The 19,995-nt window shown below is 66.1% G+C and carries 18 protein-coding genes; 10 read left to right on the top strand and 8 right to left on the bottom strand.

What is annotated here, in order from left to right:
* Positions 1-8 precede the first annotated feature (8 nt).
* Complete coding sequence (locus ACIP90_RS07410; RefSeq protein ID WP_400578326.1) at positions 9-1,292, bottom strand: branched-chain amino acid ABC transporter permease; 1,284 nt, start codon at positions 1,290-1,292, stop codon at positions 9-11.
* 503 nt (positions 1,293-1,795) lie between these two features.
* On the opposite strand from ACIP90_RS07410, the gene ACIP90_RS07405 reads away from it, so the two are divergent.
* Entirely contained in the window at positions 1,796-2,713 is a 918-nt protein-coding gene (locus ACIP90_RS07405; RefSeq protein ID WP_400578147.1) for a Bax inhibitor-1/YccA family protein, read from the top strand.
* A 130-nt stretch (positions 2,714-2,843) separates the two neighbouring features.
* Here the strand turns inward: ACIP90_RS07405 and ACIP90_RS07400 are convergent, their stop codons facing one another.
* The 4 genes from ACIP90_RS07400 to ACIP90_RS07385 are packed head-to-tail and all read right to left on the bottom strand — an operon-like array spanning position 2,844 to position 7,352.
* A complete protein-coding gene (locus ACIP90_RS07400; protein WP_400578145.1) occupies positions 2,844-4,082 on the bottom strand; it encodes an acetyl-CoA C-acetyltransferase in 1,239 nt (412 codons plus the stop codon).
* A gap of 20 nt (positions 4,083-4,102) precedes the next feature.
* A complete protein-coding gene (gene galK, locus ACIP90_RS07395; RefSeq protein WP_400578144.1) occupies positions 4,103-5,260 on the bottom strand; it encodes a galactokinase in 1,158 nt (385 codons plus the stop codon).
* Positions 5,257-6,420, bottom strand: coding sequence for a galactose-1-phosphate uridylyltransferase (galT, locus tag ACIP90_RS07390; protein ID WP_400578142.1), 1,164 nt, complete (start codon positions 6,418-6,420; stop codon positions 5,257-5,259). Before galT ends, galK begins: the two co-directional genes overlap by 4 nt.
* Positions 6,417-7,352 carry a DeoR/GlpR family DNA-binding transcription regulator gene (locus ACIP90_RS07385; protein WP_400578141.1) on the bottom strand — a complete coding sequence of 312 codons (936 nt, stop codon included), beginning with the start codon at positions 7,350-7,352 and terminating at the stop codon, positions 6,417-6,419. Before ACIP90_RS07385 ends, galT begins: the two co-directional genes overlap by 4 nt.
* Positions 7,353-7,503: 151 nt before the next feature.
* Between ACIP90_RS07385 and ACIP90_RS07380 the strand changes: the two genes are divergently transcribed.
* The 4 genes from ACIP90_RS07380 to ACIP90_RS07365 all read left to right on the top strand — a co-directional run bounded on the left by ACIP90_RS07380 (position 7,504) and on the right by ACIP90_RS07365 (position 11,727).
* Positions 7,504-8,466 carry an aldose 1-epimerase family protein gene (locus ACIP90_RS07380; protein ID WP_400578139.1) on the top strand — a complete coding sequence of 321 codons (963 nt, stop codon included), beginning with the start codon at positions 7,504-7,506 and terminating at the stop codon, positions 8,464-8,466.
* A gap of 72 nt (positions 8,467-8,538) precedes the next feature.
* Positions 8,539-9,864 carry an AI-2E family transporter gene (locus tag ACIP90_RS07375; RefSeq protein WP_400578138.1) on the top strand — a complete coding sequence of 442 codons (1,326 nt, stop codon included), beginning with the start codon at positions 8,539-8,541 and terminating at the stop codon, positions 9,862-9,864.
* A 3-nt stretch (positions 9,865-9,867) separates the two neighbouring features.
* Complete coding sequence (gene ilvA / locus ACIP90_RS07370; protein WP_400578137.1) at positions 9,868-11,106, top strand: threonine ammonia-lyase; 1,239 nt, start codon at positions 9,868-9,870, stop codon at positions 11,104-11,106.
* 9 nt (positions 11,107-11,115) lie between these two features.
* A complete protein-coding gene (locus ACIP90_RS07365; protein ID WP_400578135.1) occupies positions 11,116-11,727 on the top strand; it encodes a rhomboid family intramembrane serine protease in 612 nt (203 codons plus the stop codon).
* Between the two features lie 88 nt (positions 11,728-11,815).
* Here ACIP90_RS07365 and greA read toward each other — a convergent pair whose 3' ends face one another.
* Together greA and ACIP90_RS07355 are read right to left on the bottom strand one after the other, a co-directional pair.
* The gene (gene greA, locus ACIP90_RS07360) at positions 11,816-12,310 is read right to left on the bottom strand and encodes a transcription elongation factor GreA (RefSeq protein WP_400578134.1); all 495 of its coding nucleotides are present in this window, start codon (positions 12,308-12,310) and stop codon (positions 11,816-11,818) included.
* Positions 12,311-12,473: 163 nt separating this feature from the next.
* Entirely contained in the window at positions 12,474-12,935 is a 462-nt protein-coding gene (locus ACIP90_RS07355) for a DUF4307 domain-containing protein (RefSeq protein ID WP_400578132.1), read from the bottom strand.
* 85 nt (positions 12,936-13,020) lie between these two features.
* On the opposite strand from ACIP90_RS07355, the gene mca reads away from it, so the two are divergent.
* The 3 genes from mca (at position 13,021) to ACIP90_RS07340 (ending at position 16,558) form a co-directional block, all read left to right on the top strand.
* Complete coding sequence (mca, locus tag ACIP90_RS07350; RefSeq protein ID WP_400578131.1) at positions 13,021-13,926, top strand: mycothiol conjugate amidase Mca; 906 nt, start codon at positions 13,021-13,023, stop codon at positions 13,924-13,926.
* A gap of 108 nt (positions 13,927-14,034) precedes the next feature.
* Positions 14,035-14,382 carry a hypothetical protein gene (locus ACIP90_RS07345; RefSeq protein ID WP_400578130.1) on the top strand — a complete coding sequence of 116 codons (348 nt, stop codon included), beginning with the start codon at positions 14,035-14,037 and terminating at the stop codon, positions 14,380-14,382.
* The gene (locus ACIP90_RS07340) at positions 14,360-16,558 is read left to right on the top strand and encodes a thioredoxin domain-containing protein (RefSeq protein ID WP_400578129.1); all 2,199 of its coding nucleotides are present in this window, start codon (positions 14,360-14,362) and stop codon (positions 16,556-16,558) included. The genes ACIP90_RS07345 and ACIP90_RS07340 overlap by 23 nt, the downstream gene beginning before the upstream one ends.
* Positions 16,559-16,577: 19 nt before the next feature.
* Here the strand turns inward: ACIP90_RS07340 and ACIP90_RS07335 are convergent, their stop codons facing one another.
* Entirely contained in the window at positions 16,578-17,219 is a 642-nt protein-coding gene (locus ACIP90_RS07335; RefSeq protein ID WP_400578324.1) for a hemolysin III family protein, read from the bottom strand.
* Positions 17,220-17,472: 253 nt separating this feature from the next.
* Between ACIP90_RS07335 and ACIP90_RS07330 the strand changes: the two genes are divergently transcribed.
* Entirely contained in the window at positions 17,473-18,234 is a 762-nt protein-coding gene (locus ACIP90_RS07330) for an isoprenyl transferase (RefSeq protein WP_400578322.1), read from the top strand.
* Between the two features lie 253 nt (positions 18,235-18,487).
* On the top strand, positions 18,488-19,924 hold the full coding sequence (locus ACIP90_RS07325) for a PhoH family protein (protein ID WP_400578128.1): 1,437 nt from the start codon (positions 18,488-18,490) through the stop codon (positions 19,922-19,924).
* Positions 19,925-19,995 lie beyond the last annotated feature (71 nt).

Below are 19,995 nucleotides of genomic sequence, written 5' to 3'. Positions count from 1 at the left end.
GCTGTCTCCTAACCCACGCGCTCGCGACGGCCCAAAATGCCCTGGGGCCGGAACAAGAGGACAACAATCATGATGAACAGTGCTCCCACGTACTTGAGGTCGGCTGCAAGGCCGAACACGGTGGTCAGTTCGACGAAAATTCCGACGATGACGGATCCGATCAGGGCACCGAAGACGGTGCCGAGGCCGCCGAGCGTAACGCCCGCAAAGATGAGCAGCAGGATCTGCGAGCCCATGTCGAAGGTGACGCCGGGGCGGTAATAGGCCCACAGGATGCCGCCGAGGGAGGCAAGCACGCCGCCCACGATCCAGACAAGCCGGATGACGCCGTCAACATCGATTCCGGAAGCAGCTGCCAGCGCCGGGTTGTCCGCCACCGCGCGGGTGGCCTTGCCGAGCCGGGTCTTGAGGAGCACGATGCCGATCAGCGCGATGACGATGGCGCTGATCACCAGGGACCACAGATTGTTGGGGGAGATCGAAACCGGGCCGATCTGTATCTCCGCGCTCTGCGCGAACGGGAGCTGCTGGGTGGCGCCTCCGAAGTAGAACTGGATGATGTACCGGACGGCCAGGGCGAGGCCGATGCTGACGATCATCATCGGGACGAGGCCGGTGCCCCGCTGCCGCAGCGGTTTCCAGAGGCCGCGGTCCTGGGCATACCCCCACAGGCCGCCGCACAACAGGGAAAGGATGATGGCCAGCCAGAACGGCAGGTTCATGGCGCTAAAGGCAAAGACCAGGACAGCGCCAAGGGTGACCATCTCGCCGTGCGCGAAGTTGGTGAGACCCGTAGTGCCGAAGATCAGGGACAGTCCCACGGAAGCGAGGGCGAGCAGGAGGCCGAAGCTCAGGCCAGCCACCAGACGGTTAAGCAGGTTCTGTCCGAAGTCCTGCTGCTGGACCACGATGCCCTTGCCGAACGCGAAAATCACCGAAAGGTTCGATGTCTGGCTGAAGGTTACGTTGCGCGGGTTGGCCTGGCCCTCGGCGAGCTTGATGCCTTCCGGCAGGGTGGACTCATCGAGTTCGATTTCGTAGGTTCCCTGGGTTGGCACCGCTATTCGCCAGGACCCGTTGGCACCCGAGGTTGCTGTTCCGGTGAAGTCACCGCTCTTGGCTGTGATCTTCACGCCTTCGATTGGGGCGCGCGCATCGTCACGCAGGAAGCCGCTGATGCTGTTCTGGAACTGCTGGTTCGACGTGGGTGGTGTCGGAGAGGGGGTGGCGGCCTGCGATGCTGGTGCAGCGACAAGCAGGAGAGCGAGGATACTGGCGGCGATAGCCCCCATAAACCTCAGCAGTCCGGCCGGACGTCTGCGCGGCAGGCCTCTCGGTGTGCGTCTCAAATTGAAAACCTCCACATGGGGGTGGTCGTGGTTGCTTTCCCTGCAGCCACTGTGAACGGAGAAGATGACAGCTGGTGGTGCGATGCGATGCTCGTGGTTCCCGTAATGCTGTTGACTCGTTGTGATATGTGTCACCCTACTTCGCTCATGTTACAGCGCGGGCAGTACAAACCCTGCCGTCAAAGGTGGTCCCTGTATAGCGATCACATAACAACTGTGAAGCCGGTCTAGGCCTGTATTTCAGTTAAGCTAACGAAAACTTTTGTTGTGTGCCAGTATTCCTAAACAGTCCCGTGGTGGCGTTTTGGCCGGCTTCGGGCCGGAGTTGATCACGATTCCGTGTCGGCGCCGGCGCCGACGGAACTTTACCTGCCGCTGGCGCGTGGAAATTGATAGTTTGAACTAAGGAAAGATCCCCACAACCCCTTATATGGAGGACACCCGCAATGGCACTTGGCGGAAACCCGATCTTCAACGGAAAGAACTTCCGTGGAGCCACCCAGGCACCGCCTGTCCCGCAGGCGTACGGGCAGAACCAGTATGGCCAGAATCCGTACGGCCAGGGCGGCTACGGCCAGGCCCCCGTTATGGACGCACCAGGCTGGGCTGCCCAGCAGAACATGACGCAGGACCAGCTCCAGCAGATGTACAACCGGCCCGCCGCCGGGCCGGCCGAAACCGGGCGGATGACGTATGACGACGTCATCATAAAGACAGCAGCCTGCCTCGGCGCCGTGATGGTCGGTGCCGCCGTCACGCTGTTCGTGAGCCTGCCCCTTGCCAGCATGCTGATGATCGTGGGCGCGCTGGGCGGCTTCGTGCTTGCCCTCGTCAACACGTTCAAGAAGCAGCCCTCGCCTGCACTCATCTTGGCGTATGCCGGCCTTGAAGGGCTGTTCCTTGGCGGACTGACCCGCATCCTGGACGGCATGTTCCCGGGTGTCGGACTGCAGGCCGTTATCGGCACGCTCTCCGTATTCGCCGTTACCCTCGTGCTCTTTAGGAGCGGCAAGGTGCGTGCCACTCCCAAGGCGATGCGCTTCTTCATGATCGCCATGATCGGCTACGCCGTGTTTGCCCTGGTCAACATGGTGATGGTCTGGACCGGCGCGGTACAGTCCCCGTTCGGCCTCAGCACGAGCATTCAAATCCTCGGAATTCCGCTCGGTGTGTTCATCGGCATCCTCGCCATCGGCCTGGCCGCGTTCTCGCTGATCATGGACTTCACGAGCATCGAAGCAGGTGTCCGGGCGGGCGCCCCCGAGCGCTTCTCCTGGACGGCGGCCTTCGGCCTGACCGTCACGCTGGTCTGGCTGTACGTGGAAATCATCCGCCTGCTGTCCATCCTCCGCGGCGAAGAATAGAACGAAACGACGGCCGACGCCGTCGTGCTCCAACTGAATCCGACTGACACAGAGGGTCCCGCTTCACGCGGGGCCCTCTTTCATCCCTCCGGATGTCCTGCGATGTCCCTGCCGGGACCGCCGGCAGTAGTCAGCTGAGCCGTTCCAGCACCAGGGCCATGCCCTGTCCGCCGCCCACGCAAAGCGTCGCCAGGCCCAGGGTTCCGTCCGTTTCGCGGAGGCCGTTGAGCAGCGTGGTGGTGATGCGGGCTCCGGTCATGCCGAAGGGGTGGCCCAGGGCAATGGCGCCGCCGTGGATGTTGAGCTTCGCGGAGTCGATCCCCAGCTCACGGGCGCTGGCAACCACCTGCACGGCGAAGGCCTCGTTAAGCTCCACGAGGTCGATGTCGCCGATCTGCAGTCCGGCGGCCGCCAGGGCACGCCGCGTGGATTCCACCGGGCCCATGCCCATCAGTTCGGGGGAGAGGGCGCTGACGCCTGTCGAGACGATGCGGGCCAGCGGCAGCAGTCCCAGCTCCCGTGCCCGGGAGTCGCTCATGATGACCATGGCGGCCGCGCCGTCGTTGAGGGGGCAGGCGTTGCCGGCCGTGACGGTTCCCTCCCGGCGGAATACGGGCTGCAGGGCACTGACGGCGTCTAGGGTGACTCCGGGCCGGGGCGAATCGTCCCGGTCCACGACGGTGCCGTCGCGCCGCTCATAAGGCGTGATTTCCCTGGCATAGAATCCGGAGGCGATGGCTGCCTCTGCCCGGTTCTGGCTCAACACTGCCCAGGAGTCCTGCTCTTCACGGCCGATGCCGTAGGACGTGGCCACGTTCTCGGCCGTCTGCCCCATGGCGATGTAGATGTCCGGCATTCGCCCGCCCAGTCGCGGGTCCGTCCACGGCGTGTTGGACTCGGCCCGTGCCGCTGTCCGCTGGCGCGCTGGTGCGAACAGCGGGTTGTGGTTGCCAGCGTCTGTTTCGCCGGCGCCTGCCCAGTTCTGGTACCGGGAGACGGCCTCGACGCCGCCACTCACGAAAGCATGGCCCTCGCCCGCCTTGATGGCGTGGAAGGCCATGCGGACGGTCTGCAGGCTGGAGGCGCAGAACCGGTTGACGGTGGAGGCGGGGACCGTGTCCAGGCCGGCGAGGATGGTGACCACCCGCGCCATGTTCGAACCGGCCTCGCCGCTGGGCTCGGCGCAGCCCAGATAGAGGTCATCCAGGCCGGGGCCGCTGTTTCCGGTCGGGTCGAAGGACGGCAGCTTGGCCAGCGCTGCGCCCACCATGGCGGCTGCCATGTCATCCGGGCGCTCGTCCTTCAGGGAGCCTTTGAAGGCGCGGCCGATCGGGCTTCTGGCGGTTGAAACAATGACTGCTTCCGGCATGGGCCCAGCCTACGCCCGAGCTACGCCAGCCGCATCGCCCCTGCCGCCGGGGTGACGGTGAAGATGTCGGGTGTGGTAAATCCCGCCCGGACGAAGGCCCGTTCGACGGCGGTCCGCACCCGCCGCTCCGCTGCCACCGGCGTCAGGGCGATGGCAGCCCCACCGAACCCCCCGCCCGTCATCCGCGCGCCGATGGCGCCGTTGGCCCGGGATGTTTCGACTGCCAGGTCCAGCTCGGCGCAGGAAATCTCGAAATCATCCCGCATGGAAACATGGCTGGCATCCAGGAGCGGCCCGATCGAGGATGGCCCCTGCCGGCGCAGCAGCTCCACAGTCTGCAGCACCCGGTCGTTCTCGGTGACTATGTGGCGCACCCTGCGGAACGTGACCTCGTCCAGGAGCCCGCTGGCTTCCTCAAGATCACCCGGGGCGACGTCGCGCAGCGCCTTGACGCCAAGCACCTCAGCGGCCAGTTCGCAGGAGGCGCGGCGTGAGGCGTACCCGCCGTCGGCGTGGGAATGGGAAACCTTGGTGTCGATCACCAGCATGACCAGGCCCGCGGCTTCGGCCTCAAACGGCACCAGCTCGACGCTCTGGTCGCGGCAGTCCAGGAACACGGCGTGGCCTGCCGAGCCGCGCAGCGAGGCGGACTGGTCCATGATGCCCGTGGGCGCACCGACGAAGTCGTTCTCGGCGCGCTGTGTGGCCAGGACCATGTCCTCGGGGCTGAGGCCCGCACCGGTGATGTCGTTCAGTGCCGAGATCACAGCGCACTCGATGGCATGGGACGAGGAGAGTCCGGCGCCCAGGGGCACGCTCGAATGCAGGAGCAAGTCCAGCCCCGGCACGTCGATGCCGCGCTGCTGCAGCGACCACATGACTCCGAGGGGGTATTTGGTCCAGCCCTTGGCGGACTGTGCCTCCAGCTGCCCCGTATCTGCCGTTGTCATGCCCTGGTCGCCGTAGGTGGACAGGAGGCGGACCGTTGAGTCAGTGCGGACTCCGACGGCGATGCGCGCTGTCTTATCGATCGCGAACGGCAGCACAAAGCCCTCGTTGTAGTCGGTGTGCTCGCCGATCAGGTTGACCCGGCCGGGGGCCTGCCAGACGCCGTCGGGTTCCCGGCCGAAGGCGCTGCTGAACTGTTCTGCCAGATGGGCTGTACTGGCGGCGGTCATGCGTGGGCTCCTTCAATCAGTGCCGGGGCGGACGGGGCGAGTTCGTCGGCCGGTGAGGCAGGGACGGTGACGGCGCGGAGCCGTTCCGCCACGAGCTCCGGAGTGGTGTCGTTGATGAAGGCCCCCATGGCCGCCTCGGACCCTGCGAGGAACTTTAGCTTGTCGGCCGCACGGCGGGGTGAGGTTAGCTGCAGATGCAGGTAGCTGGCCGGGCGGAGCACGTCATCGACCGGCGCCTGGTGCCACGCAGAGATGTAGGGGGTCGGCGTCGGGTACAGGGCGTCGAGGCGCTTGAGCAGGTCGAGGTAAACGTGTGCCAGCTCGTCCTTTTCCTCGCCGCTGAGGGCAGCCAGGTCCGGGACCTGGCGGTGCGGCACGAGATGGATTTCAAGGGGCCAGCGGGCGGCGAAGGGGACGTACGCGCTGAAGCTGTCGCTTTCCATGACCATCCGGCTGCCGTCCTCCCGCTCTGCCTTGAGGAGGGAACCGGTCAGCGTCTGGGTGCCGTCGGCGGCGTCATAGAACTTGCGGGCGGCTGCCCCCATGACGGCGGCGCGCGGTGTGACGTACGGGTAGGCGTAGATCTGGCCGTGCGGGTGGTGCAAGGTGACACCGATGTCCGCTCCCCGGTTCTCGAACGGGAAAACCTGCTTGATGCCGGGCAGTGCGCTGAGCGCTGCCGTGCGGTGCGCCCAGGCCTCCACCACGGTCCGGGCGCGGGTTTCGGTGAGGCCGCTGAATGATCCGGTGTGCTGCGGTGTGAAGGTGACCACCTCGCACCTGCCGAAGGCGGAACCCGTGGTGCCCCAGCCCGGGCGGTCCGGGACCGGGCCCACGGCCGGGCCGAGGGAGGGAAAGCGGTTCTCGAACACCACGACGTCGTAGTCCGGCGCCGGAATTTCCGAGGGGTTGGCAGCAGTGGTGGGGCAGATTGGGCACTGGTCGGCCGGGGGGAGGTGCGTGCGGGTCTGGCGGTGGGCGGCCACCGCCACCCATTCTCCCGTGAGTGCGTCGAACCGGACCTCGCCGGGTTCACCGCGGGCCGGGAGGTCACGACGGTCGGGCGTCGTCTCCACTGACCGCGGCCGGGCGGATGCGGCGTCGTCGAAATAGAGCAGTTCCCGGCCGTCGGCTAGATGGGTGCTGGTGATGTGGGTCATGCGTCATGTCCTTTGGTCGCTGTAACCGGAAGGCTCCGGTCAGCCGGGGGATGGGCGGGGAAGCCTGCTGCAGGCTCGGGGGGCGCTCCCCGCGGGGGATGTCCAGCGGAGGAGGAGAGCGGCACGATGCGGACGTCGCGAATGGTTTCCCGGAGCAGCCGTGCTGCCGCGGGGCCCTCCCGCCCGGTACGGATGCGGGCGTCGGTGACCAGCGTGTGAACAGCCGAAAGAGGCGCGATTCCGGCCAGTCCGACCAGCCCGTATTTGGTGGCATCGGCCAGTACCACCAGCGTTCCCGAGGCCGCGATCATGGCTGCATTGACCTCGGCTTCGAGGAGGTTGGGCGAGGTGATGCCTGCCTGCGGATCAATGCCGTGGACGCCCATGAAACAGAGGTCCGCGTGCAGGTGTTCCATGGCATGCATCGTGACCGGGCCAACCAGGGCTTCAGAGGGCGTCCGCTGGCCTCCGAGCACCAGGGTCCGGATTCCGCCGTCCTCCGTGGCCGGCCAGGCGGTTCCCGAAGGCACTGGGCCCGGCAGCGCGTTGGCCACCATGATGGAATTCGTGGCCACCGTCAGGCCGAGGTTGCGGGGGAGGAGACGGGCGAACTCGTAGGTTGTGGTGCCGCCCGAGATGAGCAGGGTCATGTCCGGCCGCACCAGCTTCAGCGCTTCGGCGGCGATGGCACGCTTGGCTTCTGTTTCCTGGGAAGCCTTGCTGAGGAACGCGGGTTCTACGGCACCGAAGGTGCCCGTGCGTGTGGCACCGCCGTGAACCCGGAGCAACAGGCCGTCGGCGTGCAGGCCGTCAATATCGCGCCGCACCGTCATTTCCGAGACGCCAAGGAAAGCGGACAGGGCGGCAACACGGACTGTGCCCTGCGCTTCGAGTTCCTGGAGGATCAGGTGCTGCCGCTGCGCTGCGAGCATTGCCCTCCTCCTTCTGACCTGTCTCGGACGCCCACGGTCCGGCATGGGCTACAACACCATTGTGGCATAAAACGATCAAAAACAAATAGTTTCTAACAAAAGAGAACAATGGGGGAGGTGCAGGAGCGCCCGCACGCTGTACGGTATGTCCATGACTTCCGGCGCCTTTTCTGAATCCAGCGTTGACCAGCCCGAACGGAGGCGGTTCGCCACCGGGCGGCAGTACGAACTGAGGCGGGGGGACGCCCTCGCGGTCGTGACGGAGCTGGCCGCGGGCCTGCGCTGGTACAGCCGCGGCGGTGTCCAGCTGACGGAATCCTACGGAGACGCCGATATCCCGCCAGGCGGTAACGGCATTACGCTGGCGCCCTGGGCAAACCGGGTGGAAGACGGCGTCTGGCACCTCAACGGCTCGAAGCAGCAACTGGACATCACTGAGGTTCCAAAGAACAACGCGAGCCACGGGCTGCTGCGCAACGCCGGGTACGCCCTGGTGTCCGAGTCTGAGTTTTCGGTGACCCTGGAGGCCCCGGTCTTCCCCCAGCACGGCTACCCGTTCCTCGTAAGGCACCAGGTGGAGTATTCCCTGGCCGAGGATCTGGGCCTGGTGGTGCGACAGACGCTGGTCAATGACTCGAGTGCGGACGCACCCTTCGTATTGGGAGCCCACCCTTATCTTCGCCTGGGCGGGATTCCCAGCGAGGAGCTGACCTTGACCGTTCACGCCGGGACGCGGCTCGTAGCGGACGACAGGCTCATTCCGCGGAGCTCGGAGCCTGTCAGCGGCGACACTGACTTGCGGCAGGGCAGGAAGGTGGGCGAGCTCGACATCGATGTGTCCCTGACGGACCTGGACTTCGACGGCGGCATTGCCCGCCACACGCTGACCGCGGTCGACGGCCGCAGCGTCAGCCTGTGGCAGGACGCGGGCTGCGCCTTCGTCCACGTTTTCGTGTCCAACAAGTATCCGGGCAGGCCCAAGGCGGTGGCCCTTGAGCCAATGACCGGCCCGGCCAACGCGTTCAACTCCGGCCACGGACTCCGCTGGCTTGCGCCAAATGAGTCATTCACGATGTCCTGGGGGATCAGCGCGTCGATGGACAGCGCTTCCTGATCTGCGGGCGCCGTCAGCGCGTGCTGCGACGCTGCGTTTCCCATAGCCGCGCAGCTAGGGAATTATGGGGCTATGACGCCAGCCAAGGACGCCACACCAGAAGAACCGGTCAGGACAACCATCCTTCCGCCCCCGCGGGCCCGGACCGAACGCGAACTCGAGCAGGACATTCCCTACGGTATCCGCATCGCGGCGGCGTGGTCCTGGCGGCTGGGGCTGATCCTCCTGATAGTGGGCGCCCTGGTATGGCTGCTCGGCAAGATCAGCTTCCTGATCATTCCGGTCATGGTGGCGGCCCTGCTCGCAGGCCTGCTCAGCCCCGTGGTGCAGTGGCTGCGCTCGCAGCGGGTTCCCAACGGAGCAGCTGTCGCCATTACGATCCTTGCCTTTATCGGGGTGATCGCGGGATCGTTGGCGCTGGTGGGACGGCAGCTGGCCCTGGGCTTCCAGGCATTGTGGAGCGAGGCCCTGGCCGGCGTACAGCAGGTGCAGACCTGGCTGGCTGAGGGGCCCCTCCACCTGTCGGCGGCACAGATTGACCAGTACATCCGCGAGGGAACGGCGGCGCTGCAGAACAACAGCAGCAGCATCCTCAGCGGGGCTCTTTCCTTCGGCAGCACGGCTGGGCACTTCGCCGCGGGGATGATCCTTGCCCTGTTCATCCTGATCTTCTTCCTGCTCGAGGGTGACCGGATATGGGCCTTCCTGGTCCGGCTTCTGCCCCGGCGTGCCCGTATTCCCGCCGACGGTGCCGGCCGGCGTGGCTGGGCCTCGATGGTCAGCTATGCGCGGATCCAGATGTTTGTGGCCTTCGTTGATGCGGTGGGCATCGGAGCGGGCGCGGCCATTATCGGTGTCCCGCTGGCGCTGCCCCTTGCTGTGCTGGTGTTCATCGGCTCCTTCATTCCGGTGGTTGGCGCCCTGGTAACCGGCGCCATCGCCGTGCTGCTGGCGCTTGTTGCCAACGGACCCGTCAACGCCCTGGTGATGCTGGGCATCGTGCTCCTGGTCCAGCAACTGGAAAGCCACATCCTGCAGCCGCTCGTCATGGGCAAGGCCGTGGCACTGCACCCCGTGGCCGTTATCCTCGCCGTCGCGGCCGGCTCCTACCTCGCGGGGATCCCCGGAGCGCTCTTCTCGGTGCCCATCCTCGCCGTAGCAAACTCGGCGATTCGGTATATTGCAGGCAGAACGTGGGAACATGATCAAGTGCTGGCTGGCGCGCGCGGCGGTGTCGTCGTCGCAGGTCCGGCCAGTGCAGACCAGGACAATACCATCAAGGAAGTCCGGTTGCCGGGTACGCGTCCCGGCCACGGCAAAGACGCCGATCGTGGAACAGGTGCTCCGGCCAGACAGTCTGCGCCGGGCTCCGAAGCTGAATTTCCCAAAGGAGAATAGTTCGTGAATACCCCTGAAAGCCTTCCCGTCACGCTGGACGATGTCCTTGAGGCGCAGAAGCTGCTTGACGGGATCATTACCCGGACGCCCGTCGAATCCTCCCGGGCGTTGGGCGGGATGGTGGGTGGCCAGGTCTTCTTCAAGTGCGAGAACCTCCAGCGCGCCGGCTCCTTCAAGGTCCGCGGCGCCTACGTCCGGATGGCACGTCTTTCCGAGGCGGACAAGAAACGCGGTGTGGTGGCAGCGTCCGCGGGCAACCACGCGCAGGGCGTGGCGGTCGCCGCGAAGAGCCTGGGCATCAAGGCGCGGATTTACATGCCGCTCGGTGTCGCGCTTCCGAAGCTCGCCGCCACCCGCAGCCATGGAGCCGAGGTGATCCTGCACGGGCACAACGTGGACGAGGCGCTCGCCGAGGCGCAGCGCTACTCTGACGACACCGGCGCGGTCTTCGTCCACCCCTTCGACAACGTGGACGTCGTGGCCGGCCAGGGAACCCTCGGGCTGGAAATCCTCGAACAGGTGCCCGACGTCGACACCATCCTCATGGGGGTCGGCGGCGGCGGCCTGCTGGCGGGCGTGGCCGTGGCAGTCAAGGCACGGGCCAAGGAGCTCGGCCGGGAGATCCGCATCATCGGCGTGCAGGCCGAGAACGCCGCCGCCTACCCGCCGTCGCTGGCGGCGGACGCCCTGGTGCCGCTGAAGAGGGTTTCCACCATGGCTGACGGCATTGCCGTGGGCCGGCCCGGCCAGCTTCCGTTCAGCATCATCCGGGAACTGGTGGATGATGTGGTCACGGTCAGTGAGGACTCCCTGGCACGTGCCCTGATCTTCCTGCTGGAACGTGCCAAGATGGTGGTGGAGCCTGCCGGCGCCGTGGGTGTGGCTGCTCTCATGGACGGCAAGATCGAGAATCCGGGTACCACCGCCGTGGTGCTCTCCGGCGGCAACATCGACCCCATGCTGATGCTCAAGGTGATCCAGCGGGGCCTCTCAGCGGCAGGCAGGTACATGACCGTGCGGATGATGCTCGATGACCGGCCGGGTTCTCTCGCCACCATTGCCCGGATCATCGCCGAGAACGATGCCAACGTGACGGGCCTTGACCACACCCGGGTGGGAGGTTCCATCAGCATGGGAGACGTCTCCATCACCGTGAACCTCGAGACCAAGGGCCACGAGCACGGAGAACAGGTCCTGGCCGCGCTGCGCGCCGAGGGCTTCCAGCCGATCGTTGTGCACTAGGAGCTAAAGATGCTGGAAACACCAGGGGAACCTCCGGCAACGCGGGACACCCCGGCGTCGCGGGCCAAGGGCGGGCTCCTGGTGGTGGGCTCGTTCGTGGTGCTGCTCTTCGCGCTCGAGCTGGTCAATACCGCGCTGCTGCATGGCCTGAACCGGGTGTTCGGCCTCAGGCCCCGCAGTGCGGACGGCATCTTTGACATCTTCACGTTTCCGTTGCTGCACGCCAACCTGAACCACGTCCTTTCAAACGCGCTGCCCCTGATTATTTTCGGGTTCCTGGTCTTCATGTCGGGGCTGCGGGTCTTCCTCACCGCGATGGCCTGCAGCTGGCTGGGATCGGGCGTGGCCGTCTGGCTGATTGGCAACCGCGGGATCACGGTGGGGGCGTCCGGCCTGGTCTTTGGGCTGTTTGCGTTCCTTCTGGTGCGCGGCTTCTTCAACCGCAGCTGGTGGCAGATCCTGCTGTCGGTCGTGCTCTTTATGGCCTACGGCAGCATCCTGTTCGGCCTGATTCCCAGCGTGGCGGGCTTTGTCTCCTGGCAGGCGCACCTTGGCGGTGCCGTCGGCGGTGTTGTGGCGGCGGTGGTGCTGCGCGCCCGCAACTCAGCCCGCCGGGGCTGACGCGTTAAAGCGCGACGCCGGTCCTCCCGCAATCGGGGAGGGCCGGCGTCGTGCGTTGCGGCAGGATCCGCGAAAGGTAAATTTTCGCCTAGCCCACGTACGGCTTGGCGGACAGGATCTCGACGGTGATGTCCTTGCCGTTCGGGGCCGTGTAGCTCAGGGTGTCGCCTTCCTTGTGGCCCATGATGGCCGCGCCGAGCGGGGACTTCTCGCTGAAGACATCAATGTCGGAATCTCCGGCGATCTCACGGGAACCCAGCAGGAACGTCTCGTCGTCCCCAGCGATCCGGGCAACAACGATCATGCCGGGCTCAACAATTCCGTCATCTGCGGGAGCCTCGCCCACATGGGCGTCGCGGAGCAGTTGGGTGAGCTGGCGGATGCGGGCCTCAATCTTGCCCTGCTCCTCCTTGGCGGCGTGGTAGCCGCCGTTTTCCTTGAGGTCCCCCTCTTGGCGCGCAGCTTCGATCTTCTGGACGATTTCCGCCCGGCCGGCGCTGGAAAGGTGGTCCAGCTCTGCCTTCAGGCGGTCAAAAGCTTCCTGGGTAAGCCAAGCTGCAGGCGCGCTGTTGGTGGTAGACACGGACATCTCCTCTAGTGGTTAGCAAGCAGGTCATACAAGCAAAGACCCCGCCACGGTGGCCACTTGTGGAACTCAGTAACCAACTCAGCGGGGTAAAGGTATTGGTCCATTGTAGTCAATCCTGTGGATTAAACCCAAAGGGCGAGCGGCGTGGGTCACATTTTTACCGGTCGGCGCCGGGGACCCAGCAGCTGTCCACTACGGCCGAGACGGACTGGGATTCAGTCCGCAGAACTTCGCGCAGGGCAACGGTGCGGCCGCCGTCGGTCGCAGCGCCCTGTCCCGACTCCGCCGGGACGTCCACGACTTTCCAGCCCACGATGGCGAACTTCGAGTCGAGGGCCTTGACCGCGCACTTCACGGCGGTCCCGGGATCCCGGGAGACCTGGAAGTCCACCTCGGTCTGCGTGGCGTCGACTGTCCGGTAGCCAATGTCCTTGAAAGTGACCGAGGACATGGCCGAGGACGTCGACACCCAGGCCAGGAAGCCGATACCGGCCGCCAGAGCCGCAATCCCTGCACCCCGTTTGGCATTGCGGGACAGCCTGCGCTTTGGACCGCCATAGCGATTGGCTAGGCTAATGTCTGCAGGCAGGGGAGTGCCCGACTTGTCCTCGGTAGTCACCATTCCAGTTTAGTGGCGATCCGCCGGGGAAAAATCCGGTGCCGGGCACTGCACCCGGCAACAGTAGAAAGAGGAGCAGTCCCAGATGACAGCGTCCACGAGTCCGTCACCTACACTCCGCCTCTTGGCCGTGCACGCCCACCCGGATGACGAATCCAGCAAGGGCGCCGCGACGATGGCCATGTATGCCGCGGCCGGGGTAGACGTCATGGTGGCGACCTGCACCGACGGATCGCGCGGCGACATCCAGAATCCTGCCATGGAAGGCGAGCCGCACTCCAAGAGGGACATGGCAGGGGCCCGCAGGCTGGAGATGAACGAGGCCGCCCGCATCCTGGGAGTGAAGCAGCGCTGGCTGGGCTTTGTTGACTCCGGGCTGCCTGAGGGGGATCCGCTCCCGCCGCTGCCGCCTGGGTCGTTCGCCCTGCAACCGCTCCATCGTGCCGCGGCACCGCTGGTGCGCCTCGTCAGGGAGTTCAAGCCGCACGTCATGGTCAGCTATGACGAAAAGGGCGGCTACCCGCACCCGGACCACATCATGGCGCACCGGGTGGCGGTGGAGGCGTTCGAAGCTGCAGGGGACCCCGAAAAGTACCCCGGTATCGGCGAGCCCTGGACGCCGAGCAAGCTTTACTACGACCGCGCCTTCAGCCCCGAACGCTTCCGTGCCCTGCATTTCGCCCTCGAAGAGGCAGGGCTCCAATCGCCGTACGCTGAGCGCCTCGCGGCCTGGCTTGAGGCCGACGCGGAGGGGCACACGGCGCCGCCGCCCGCGCACCAGACCACCACCCAGGTGGACTGCGGGGATTACTTCGAAACCCGGGATAATGCCCTCCGCGCGCACCGTACGCAGGTGGACCCGCTGGGGTTCTTTTTCGCCGTTTCACCCGACATGCAGCGCCGGGCATGGCCTTGGGAGGACTACACGCTGATCCATTCGCGGGTGCCCGCCGACCTCCCGGAAAAGGACCTGTTTGCAGGGCTAAGATAGAAACAACAGACAGTTTCTATCCCATGTAGAAGATAGCGCCGTAGAAGATAGCGGCTTAGAGCGACGGCCAGACGACCTGCGCCACGGCCCACCAAGAAAGTTCCCACTGTGCACCACATGCTCATCGCCCTGGCATCCTCCCCGGCCCCCTCGCCTTCCCTGCGCCCGGGCCTCTCCGAGGACCAGGTGACCCCCGGCCTGCTCGGCTTCCTGCTGACGGCGTTCATCGTGGTGCTCACGGCGCTGCTGATTGTGGACATGGTGCGCCGCATCCGGCGCGTGCGCTACCGTGCACAGGTGGAAGAGGAGCGGATGGCTGCGGCAGAAGCTGCCGACGTCGCCCACGACGACAACGCCGATATCGCAGCCAATGCGGATGACGCAGACAATGCGGATGTTGCAGGCAAAACAGACAATGCAGGCAAATCAGACAATGCGGGCAGAACAGACGCCTGAACCCGCCGACCGCAACGCCCTGGGTGAAGAGCCCTCGGCGTACCTTCGGCAGCACGCCGGCAACCCGGTGCACTGGCAGCCCTTCGGGGACCAGGCCTTCGCCCGCGCCGCCGCCCGGAACGTTCCGGTGTTCCTGTCCATCGGCTACGCCGCCTGCCACTGGTGCCACGTCATGGCCCATGAATCCTTCGAAGACCAGGCCACCGCCGACTACCTGAACGCGCACTTCGTCGCCATCAAGGTGGACCGGGAAGAGCGGCCGGACGTCGACTCCGTCTACATGGCCGCCACGCAGGCGGTCAGCGGGGAAGGCGGCTGGCCCATGTCCGTTTTCCTGACACCGGACGGACTCGCGTTCCACGCCGGCACCTACTTTCCTCCCCGGCCGATGCCCGGCCGGCCGTCGTTCCTGCAGGTGCTGGAGGCGGTACACGACGCATGGGAGGAGCGCCGGGACGCGGTGGAGGAGAATGCCCGTTCCCTCGCCGAGAACATGGGCCGCGCCCAGCTCTCTGCCGCAGTGAACCTCAGTGCGCCGCCCGGACTGCTCGATCCGGAGCTTCTTCCGGCAGCAGTGCGCTCACTGCGCCGCTCGGAGGACCCCGACGACGGCGGCTTCGGCGCCGCCCCCAAGTTCCCGCCGTCGGCGGTGCTTGAGTTCCTGATGAGGCATGCGGCCGTGGCCTCGGACACGGCAGATGAGGCCCGCGGCATGGCCGGACGGACGTTGGCCGCCATGGCACGGTCGGCCTTGTTCGACCAGCTCGACGGCGGATTCGCGCGGTATTCAGTGACCAGGGACTGGTCCGTGCCACATTTCGAAAAGATGCTCTACGACAATGCCCAACTGCTGAGGGCCTACGTCCATTGGGTCCGGCTGGGCGGAACACCCGGCTTTCCCGAGGCGGAAGCGGCCGAGGTCGCCGTTCGCACGGCCGAATGGATGCTGGCATCCCTCGGGCTCCCGGCAGGCGGCGGGCACGGCGCAGCGGTGGCCCTGGCGTCCTCGCTCGATGCCGACTCGGTGGTCAACGGTGAGCACCACGAGGGTGCCACCTACCTCTGGACGGCGGGCGATCTGGAAAACCTGTTGGGCAGTGACGACGGGGCCGCCGTCGCCCGGACCATGAACGTGGGTGAACAGGGAACCGTCTCGGAGCTCGGGTCGCCGCTGCACCCGGCCAGGGCTCTCAGCCCAGAGGAGGCCGCGCACTGGGCCGCCGTTCGGCCGCGGCTTCTTGCTGCCCGCGCCGCCCGGCCGCAGCCCGCACGCGACGACAAGGTGGTGGCGGGCTGGAACGGGATGGCGGTGGCGGCCCTGGCTGAGGCCGGTGCTGTGCTGGACCGTCCCGGGCTGGTGGACGCGGCGGTGCGGATTGCGGGCTACCTGGAGACGGTTCACTGGAGGGCTGCCGAGGGGGAACTGGTCCGCGTTTCACACGCCGGCGCCGCACGTGGAATCGGCGGGCTCCTGGAGGACTACGCCTTCTGCGGCGAAGGGTTTCTCACGCTGTTCGCGGTCACCGGGGATCCCCACTGGTATGGGCTGGCGGAGTCAGTCATTTTGGCGGCATGTCGGCGGTTCATCGTGGACGGCAGCCTGGCGGATACCGCCGGCGAGTCAGCCCAGGTGTTCAATGCCCAGGGCCGCCAACCGGGCCTCGACCCGTTCGACGGCGCCACACCCAGCGGTGCGGCGGCATTCGCCGGGGTCCTGCTGAGCTACGCAGCCCTGTCCGGCTCGTCGGAGCACCGGGCCATGGCAGGCAACATCCTTTCGCTGCTGCCGCCGCTGGCTGAGCGGGCTCCGCGAGTGGCAGGCTGGCTGCTGGCCACGGCGCAGGCAGCGGCCGAGGGCCCGGTGGAGGCCGCCGTCGTCGGACGCCCGGGCCCAGCAAGGGACGCCCTGCACGGGGCGCTGCTGCGGTCGCCCAGCCCGGGGCTGGTTATCGCCGTTGGCGATGGCGCGGCGGGTCATGGTCCAGCGAGTGATGGCCCAGCGGGAGATGGGCAGGGGGAAGCAGCGGTGCCGGCCGGGACCGTGCCGTTGCTGCGTGGCCGCACAGCCGGGGCGGACGGTGCTCCGCTCGTGTATCTGTGCCGCGACATGATTTGCGAGCGGCCGGTGGCCTCCGTGCCCGAGGTCAGGCAGCGTCTCAGCCGGATGGGGATTTAGCTCAGGACTAGCCTCAGGACTAGCTCAGGACGGCGATGAGAATCGCCGCGAAGTGGGCGGCGAAGGCGAACACGGTGAGCGCATGGAACAGTTCGTGGAAGCCGAAGTGCTCGTAGCTGATGTTCGGCTTTTTGAGCGCGTAAAAGACGGCGCCGGCAATGTACAGGACGCCCCCGAGGCAGATGAGGAGGGCTGCGGGCACGCTGGCAGCGAAGAAGTCAGGCAGGTAGAACAGCGAGCCGCACCCCAAGGCAATGTAGATCGGCACGTACAGCCAGCGCGGGGCGTTCGTCCACAGGAGCCGGAACAGCACACCCAGGATGGCGCCGGACCAGATCAGCCAGAGCAGCAGCACCGCGGTAGGTCGCTCCAGCAGGCTCCAGGCCAGCGGTGTATAACTGCCGGCGATGACCAGCATGATGTTGGTGTGGTCGAGCCGCTTCAGAACCATTTTCACGCCCGGAGACCAGTTGCCGCGGTGGTAAACCGCGCTGACGCCGAACAGCAAAATGCCGGTCAGGGCGTAGATGGCCGAGGTGACCTTGCGGTCCAGGGTGGGTGCCAGCAGCACGAGCACCACGCCGGCGGCCAGGGCCAGGGGAGCGGTGACCGTGTGGATCCACCCGCGCCATTTGGGCTTGATCATCAGCAGTTCGGCGATGCGGACGGCGGCGTCATCCACCGGGTTTGGCCGGTGCTCCGGGGTGCCCGGGCCGCCCGGGGAGGTGTTGCTCGTCATCACCCCAGAATAACCTACGAGTCAGTAAGTTACTTGCGGGTAATAGGATCTTGGCGGACTGACCCGCCCGCCAGGGAGGTCTACGGCAGGACGTGTGCACGCGCCTCCGCCCCGCGGACGGTAGCCTAGGATTTGCACAGCAGTCAGACAGCCAGGAAGTCAGGTGAATCTCCGGATGGAATTGCCCGGGTTCCTCTATGGCTTCTACGAGCGCAAACTGCTCCGCTCTCTTGGCCCGGACCGGATTCCCCGGCACATCGGTGTGATGGTTGACGGCAACCGCCGCTGGGCGCGGCAGTTCAATGCCCCCACGAGCCAAGGGCACCAGGCCGGCGCGGACAAGATCCACGAATTCCTGGGCTGGTGCCAGGAGCTCGGGGTCAGGGTGGTCACGCTCTACATGCTCTCCACGGACAACATGAACCGCTCCGGTGAGGAACTGGACCTGCTCATGGGCATCATTGCGAACACTCTGGACCGTCTCGACGAGAACGCTGACATTTCCGTGCATGCCATGGGCGCGCCCGAGCTCCTGCCGGACTATCTGGCGGAACGGCTGACCACGCTCACCGCCCGGACTCCGGTGCGTGAAAAGCTCCACGTCAACGTGGCCGTGGGCTATGGCGGCCGCCGGGAGATCGTGGACGCCGTCCGTGAACTGCTGCACGACGCCGTGGCACGCAAGGCCGACATCAGCGAGCTGGCCGACACCCTGTCCGTGGACGACATCTCCCGTTTTCTCTATACCCGGGGCCAGCCTGATCCGGACCTGGTCATCAGGACCTCCGGGGAGCAGCGGCTGTCAGGGTTCCTGATGTGGCAAAGCGCCTACAGCGAGTTCTACTTCTGTGAAGCGCTGTGGCCTGCATTCCGGAAGGTTGATTTTCTCCGGGCCCTCCGTGACTACGCCGGGCGGCAGCGCCGCTTCGGCGCTTAGCCTGGCGCTGTCCGTCCTCGCGTTCACCTCGAATTCACAAGCCGGCAACAGGAATCGCCGCTGCAGGCCGTTGGAAATTAGTCGGGGGAGATTTACGTTAAGAGCATCAGCAGGCAAAACCGCCGGCTGATCGGGGAGGCCAGTACATGGAGCGAACTTTCGCACCGGTTGTATGGGAGGCCGAGCCCGGCCTCTTGGCCGAGCCGCCTCACCAATAACGATTCCGGGCATGCGCCCCGGGGCTGGAGTCGATGTGGCTATTTCTGAACAACTGCCCGAAGTCATCACGGACGAGGGCGAGAAGGCTACCACTCGCGCCAAGCGAGCCATTCCAAAGACCGGTGCGGCAACGAAATACGCCGCAGCCGGTCTTGCTGTTTCCGGCCTGACGTCAGAATCCCAGCCAGCCGTCTCGACGTTTGTCATTGATACCTCGGTGTTGCTGTCCGATCCCCGCGCCCTGCTGCGCTTCGCTGAGCATGAGGTGATTGTGCCCATCGTCGTGATCACCGAGCTTGAGGGGAAGCGGCACGACCCCGAACTGGGCTACTTTGCACGGAGTGCGCTGCGGCTCCTTGACGACCTCAGGATCCAGCACGGCGGACTGAACAAGCCCATTCCGCTGGGCGACGCCGGTGGCACGCTCATGGTGGAGCTGAACCACATTTCGTCTGAAGTCCTGCCGGCCGGATTCCGGGGCGCCGACAACGACAGCCGCATCCTCGCCGTCGCCATGAACCTGGCCAACGAGGGCCGCAACGTCACGGTGGTGTCCAAGGACCTGCCCATGCGGGTCAAGGCCTCTGCCATGGGGCTGCTCGCCGATGAGTACCGCAACGAGCTGGTCAAGGACTCAGGCTGGACGGGGGTTGCGGAAGTCGACGCCAACGAGGAAGAGATTTCCACACTCTACGGTCATGAGCCGGTGTTCATCCCTGCCGCGGCCGAGATGCCCGTCAACACCGGACTCGTGCTCCTGTCCAACAGGGGTTCGGCGCTGGGACGGGTAGGCGCAGACAAGCAGGTCCGCCTTGTAAAGGGGGACCGGGATGTCTTCGGGCTCCACGGGCGGTCCGCGGAACAGCGGCTTGCCATCGACCTGCTGATGGATCCTGCCGTGGGCATCGTCTCGATTGGTGGCCGCGCGGGCACGGGTAAGTCAGCCTTGGCGCTCTGCGCTGGACTGGAAGCGGTGCTGGAGCGGCGTGAGCACCGCAAGGTGATCGTCTTCCGCCCGCTCTACGCCGTGGGCGGCCAGGAGCTGGGATACCTGCCGGGCTCGGAATCCGAGAAGATGAACCCGTGGGCGCAGGCGGTCTTCGACACGCTTGGTGCCCTCGTCAGCCAGGAAGTCGTGGAGGAAGTCATGGACCGCGGCATGCTGGAGGTCATGCCGCTGACCCACATCCGCGGCCGTTCCCTGCACGACGCGTTCGTCATCGTGGACGAGGCGCAGTCCCTGGAGAAGAACGTGCTGCTCACCGTCATGAGCCGCATCGGGCAGAACTCCAAGATTGTCCTCACCCACGACGTCGCACAGCGGGACAACCTGCGGGTCGGCCGTCACGACGGCGTCGCCGCCGTCGTCGAGACCCTGAAGGGCCACCCGCTCTTCGGCCACATCACCCTCACCCGCTCCGAGCGCTCGCCCATCGCGGCACTCGTCACGGAGCTGCTGGAAGGGGCCTGAAACCCAGACACGGAAGGCCGTGGCCCTGTTCGCCGGGCCACGGCCTTCCCATGGCTGCGGGCGCAGCCGCT

The organism is Arthrobacter sp. NPDC093139 (assembly GCF_044754165.1).
Taxonomy (GTDB): Bacteria; Actinomycetota; Actinomycetes; order Actinomycetales; family Micrococcaceae; genus Arthrobacter.
This window is presented reverse-complemented; position numbering and strand designations above follow the sequence as displayed.

Bases quoted from the DNA above. Each gene is read 5' to 3' on its own strand.
- ACIP90_RS07410 (WP_400578326.1), bottom strand. From the start codon at position 1,292: ATGGGGGCTATCGCCGCCAGTATCCTCGCTCTCCTGCTTGTCGCTGCA.
- ACIP90_RS07405 (WP_400578147.1), top strand. From the start codon at position 1,796: ATGGCACTTGGCGGAAACCCGATCTTCAACGGAAAGAACTTCCGTGGA.
- ACIP90_RS07400 (WP_400578145.1), bottom strand. From the start codon at position 4,082: ATGCCGGAAGCAGTCATTGTTTCAACCGCCAGAAGCCCGATCGGCCGC.
- galK (WP_400578144.1), bottom strand. From the start codon at position 5,260: ATGACCGCCGCCAGTACAGCCCATCTGGCAGAACAGTTCAGCAGCGCC.
- galT (WP_400578142.1), bottom strand. From the start codon at position 6,420: ATGACCCACATCACCAGCACCCATCTAGCCGACGGCCGGGAACTGCTC.
- ACIP90_RS07385 (WP_400578141.1), bottom strand. From the start codon at position 7,352: ATGCTCGCAGCGCAGCGGCAGCACCTGATCCTCCAGGAACTCGAAGCG.
- ACIP90_RS07380 (WP_400578139.1), top strand. From the start codon at position 7,504: ATGACTTCCGGCGCCTTTTCTGAATCCAGCGTTGACCAGCCCGAACGG.
- ACIP90_RS07375 (WP_400578138.1), top strand. From the start codon at position 8,539: ATGACGCCAGCCAAGGACGCCACACCAGAAGAACCGGTCAGGACAACC.
- ACIP90_RS07365 (WP_400578135.1), top strand. From the start codon at position 11,116: ATGCTGGAAACACCAGGGGAACCTCCGGCAACGCGGGACACCCCGGCG.
- mca (WP_400578131.1), top strand. From the start codon at position 13,021: ATGACAGCGTCCACGAGTCCGTCACCTACACTCCGCCTCTTGGCCGTG.
- ACIP90_RS07340 (WP_400578129.1), top strand. From the start codon at position 14,360: ATGCGGGCAGAACAGACGCCTGAACCCGCCGACCGCAACGCCCTGGGT.
- ACIP90_RS07330 (WP_400578322.1), top strand. From the start codon at position 17,473: ATGGAATTGCCCGGGTTCCTCTATGGCTTCTACGAGCGCAAACTGCTC.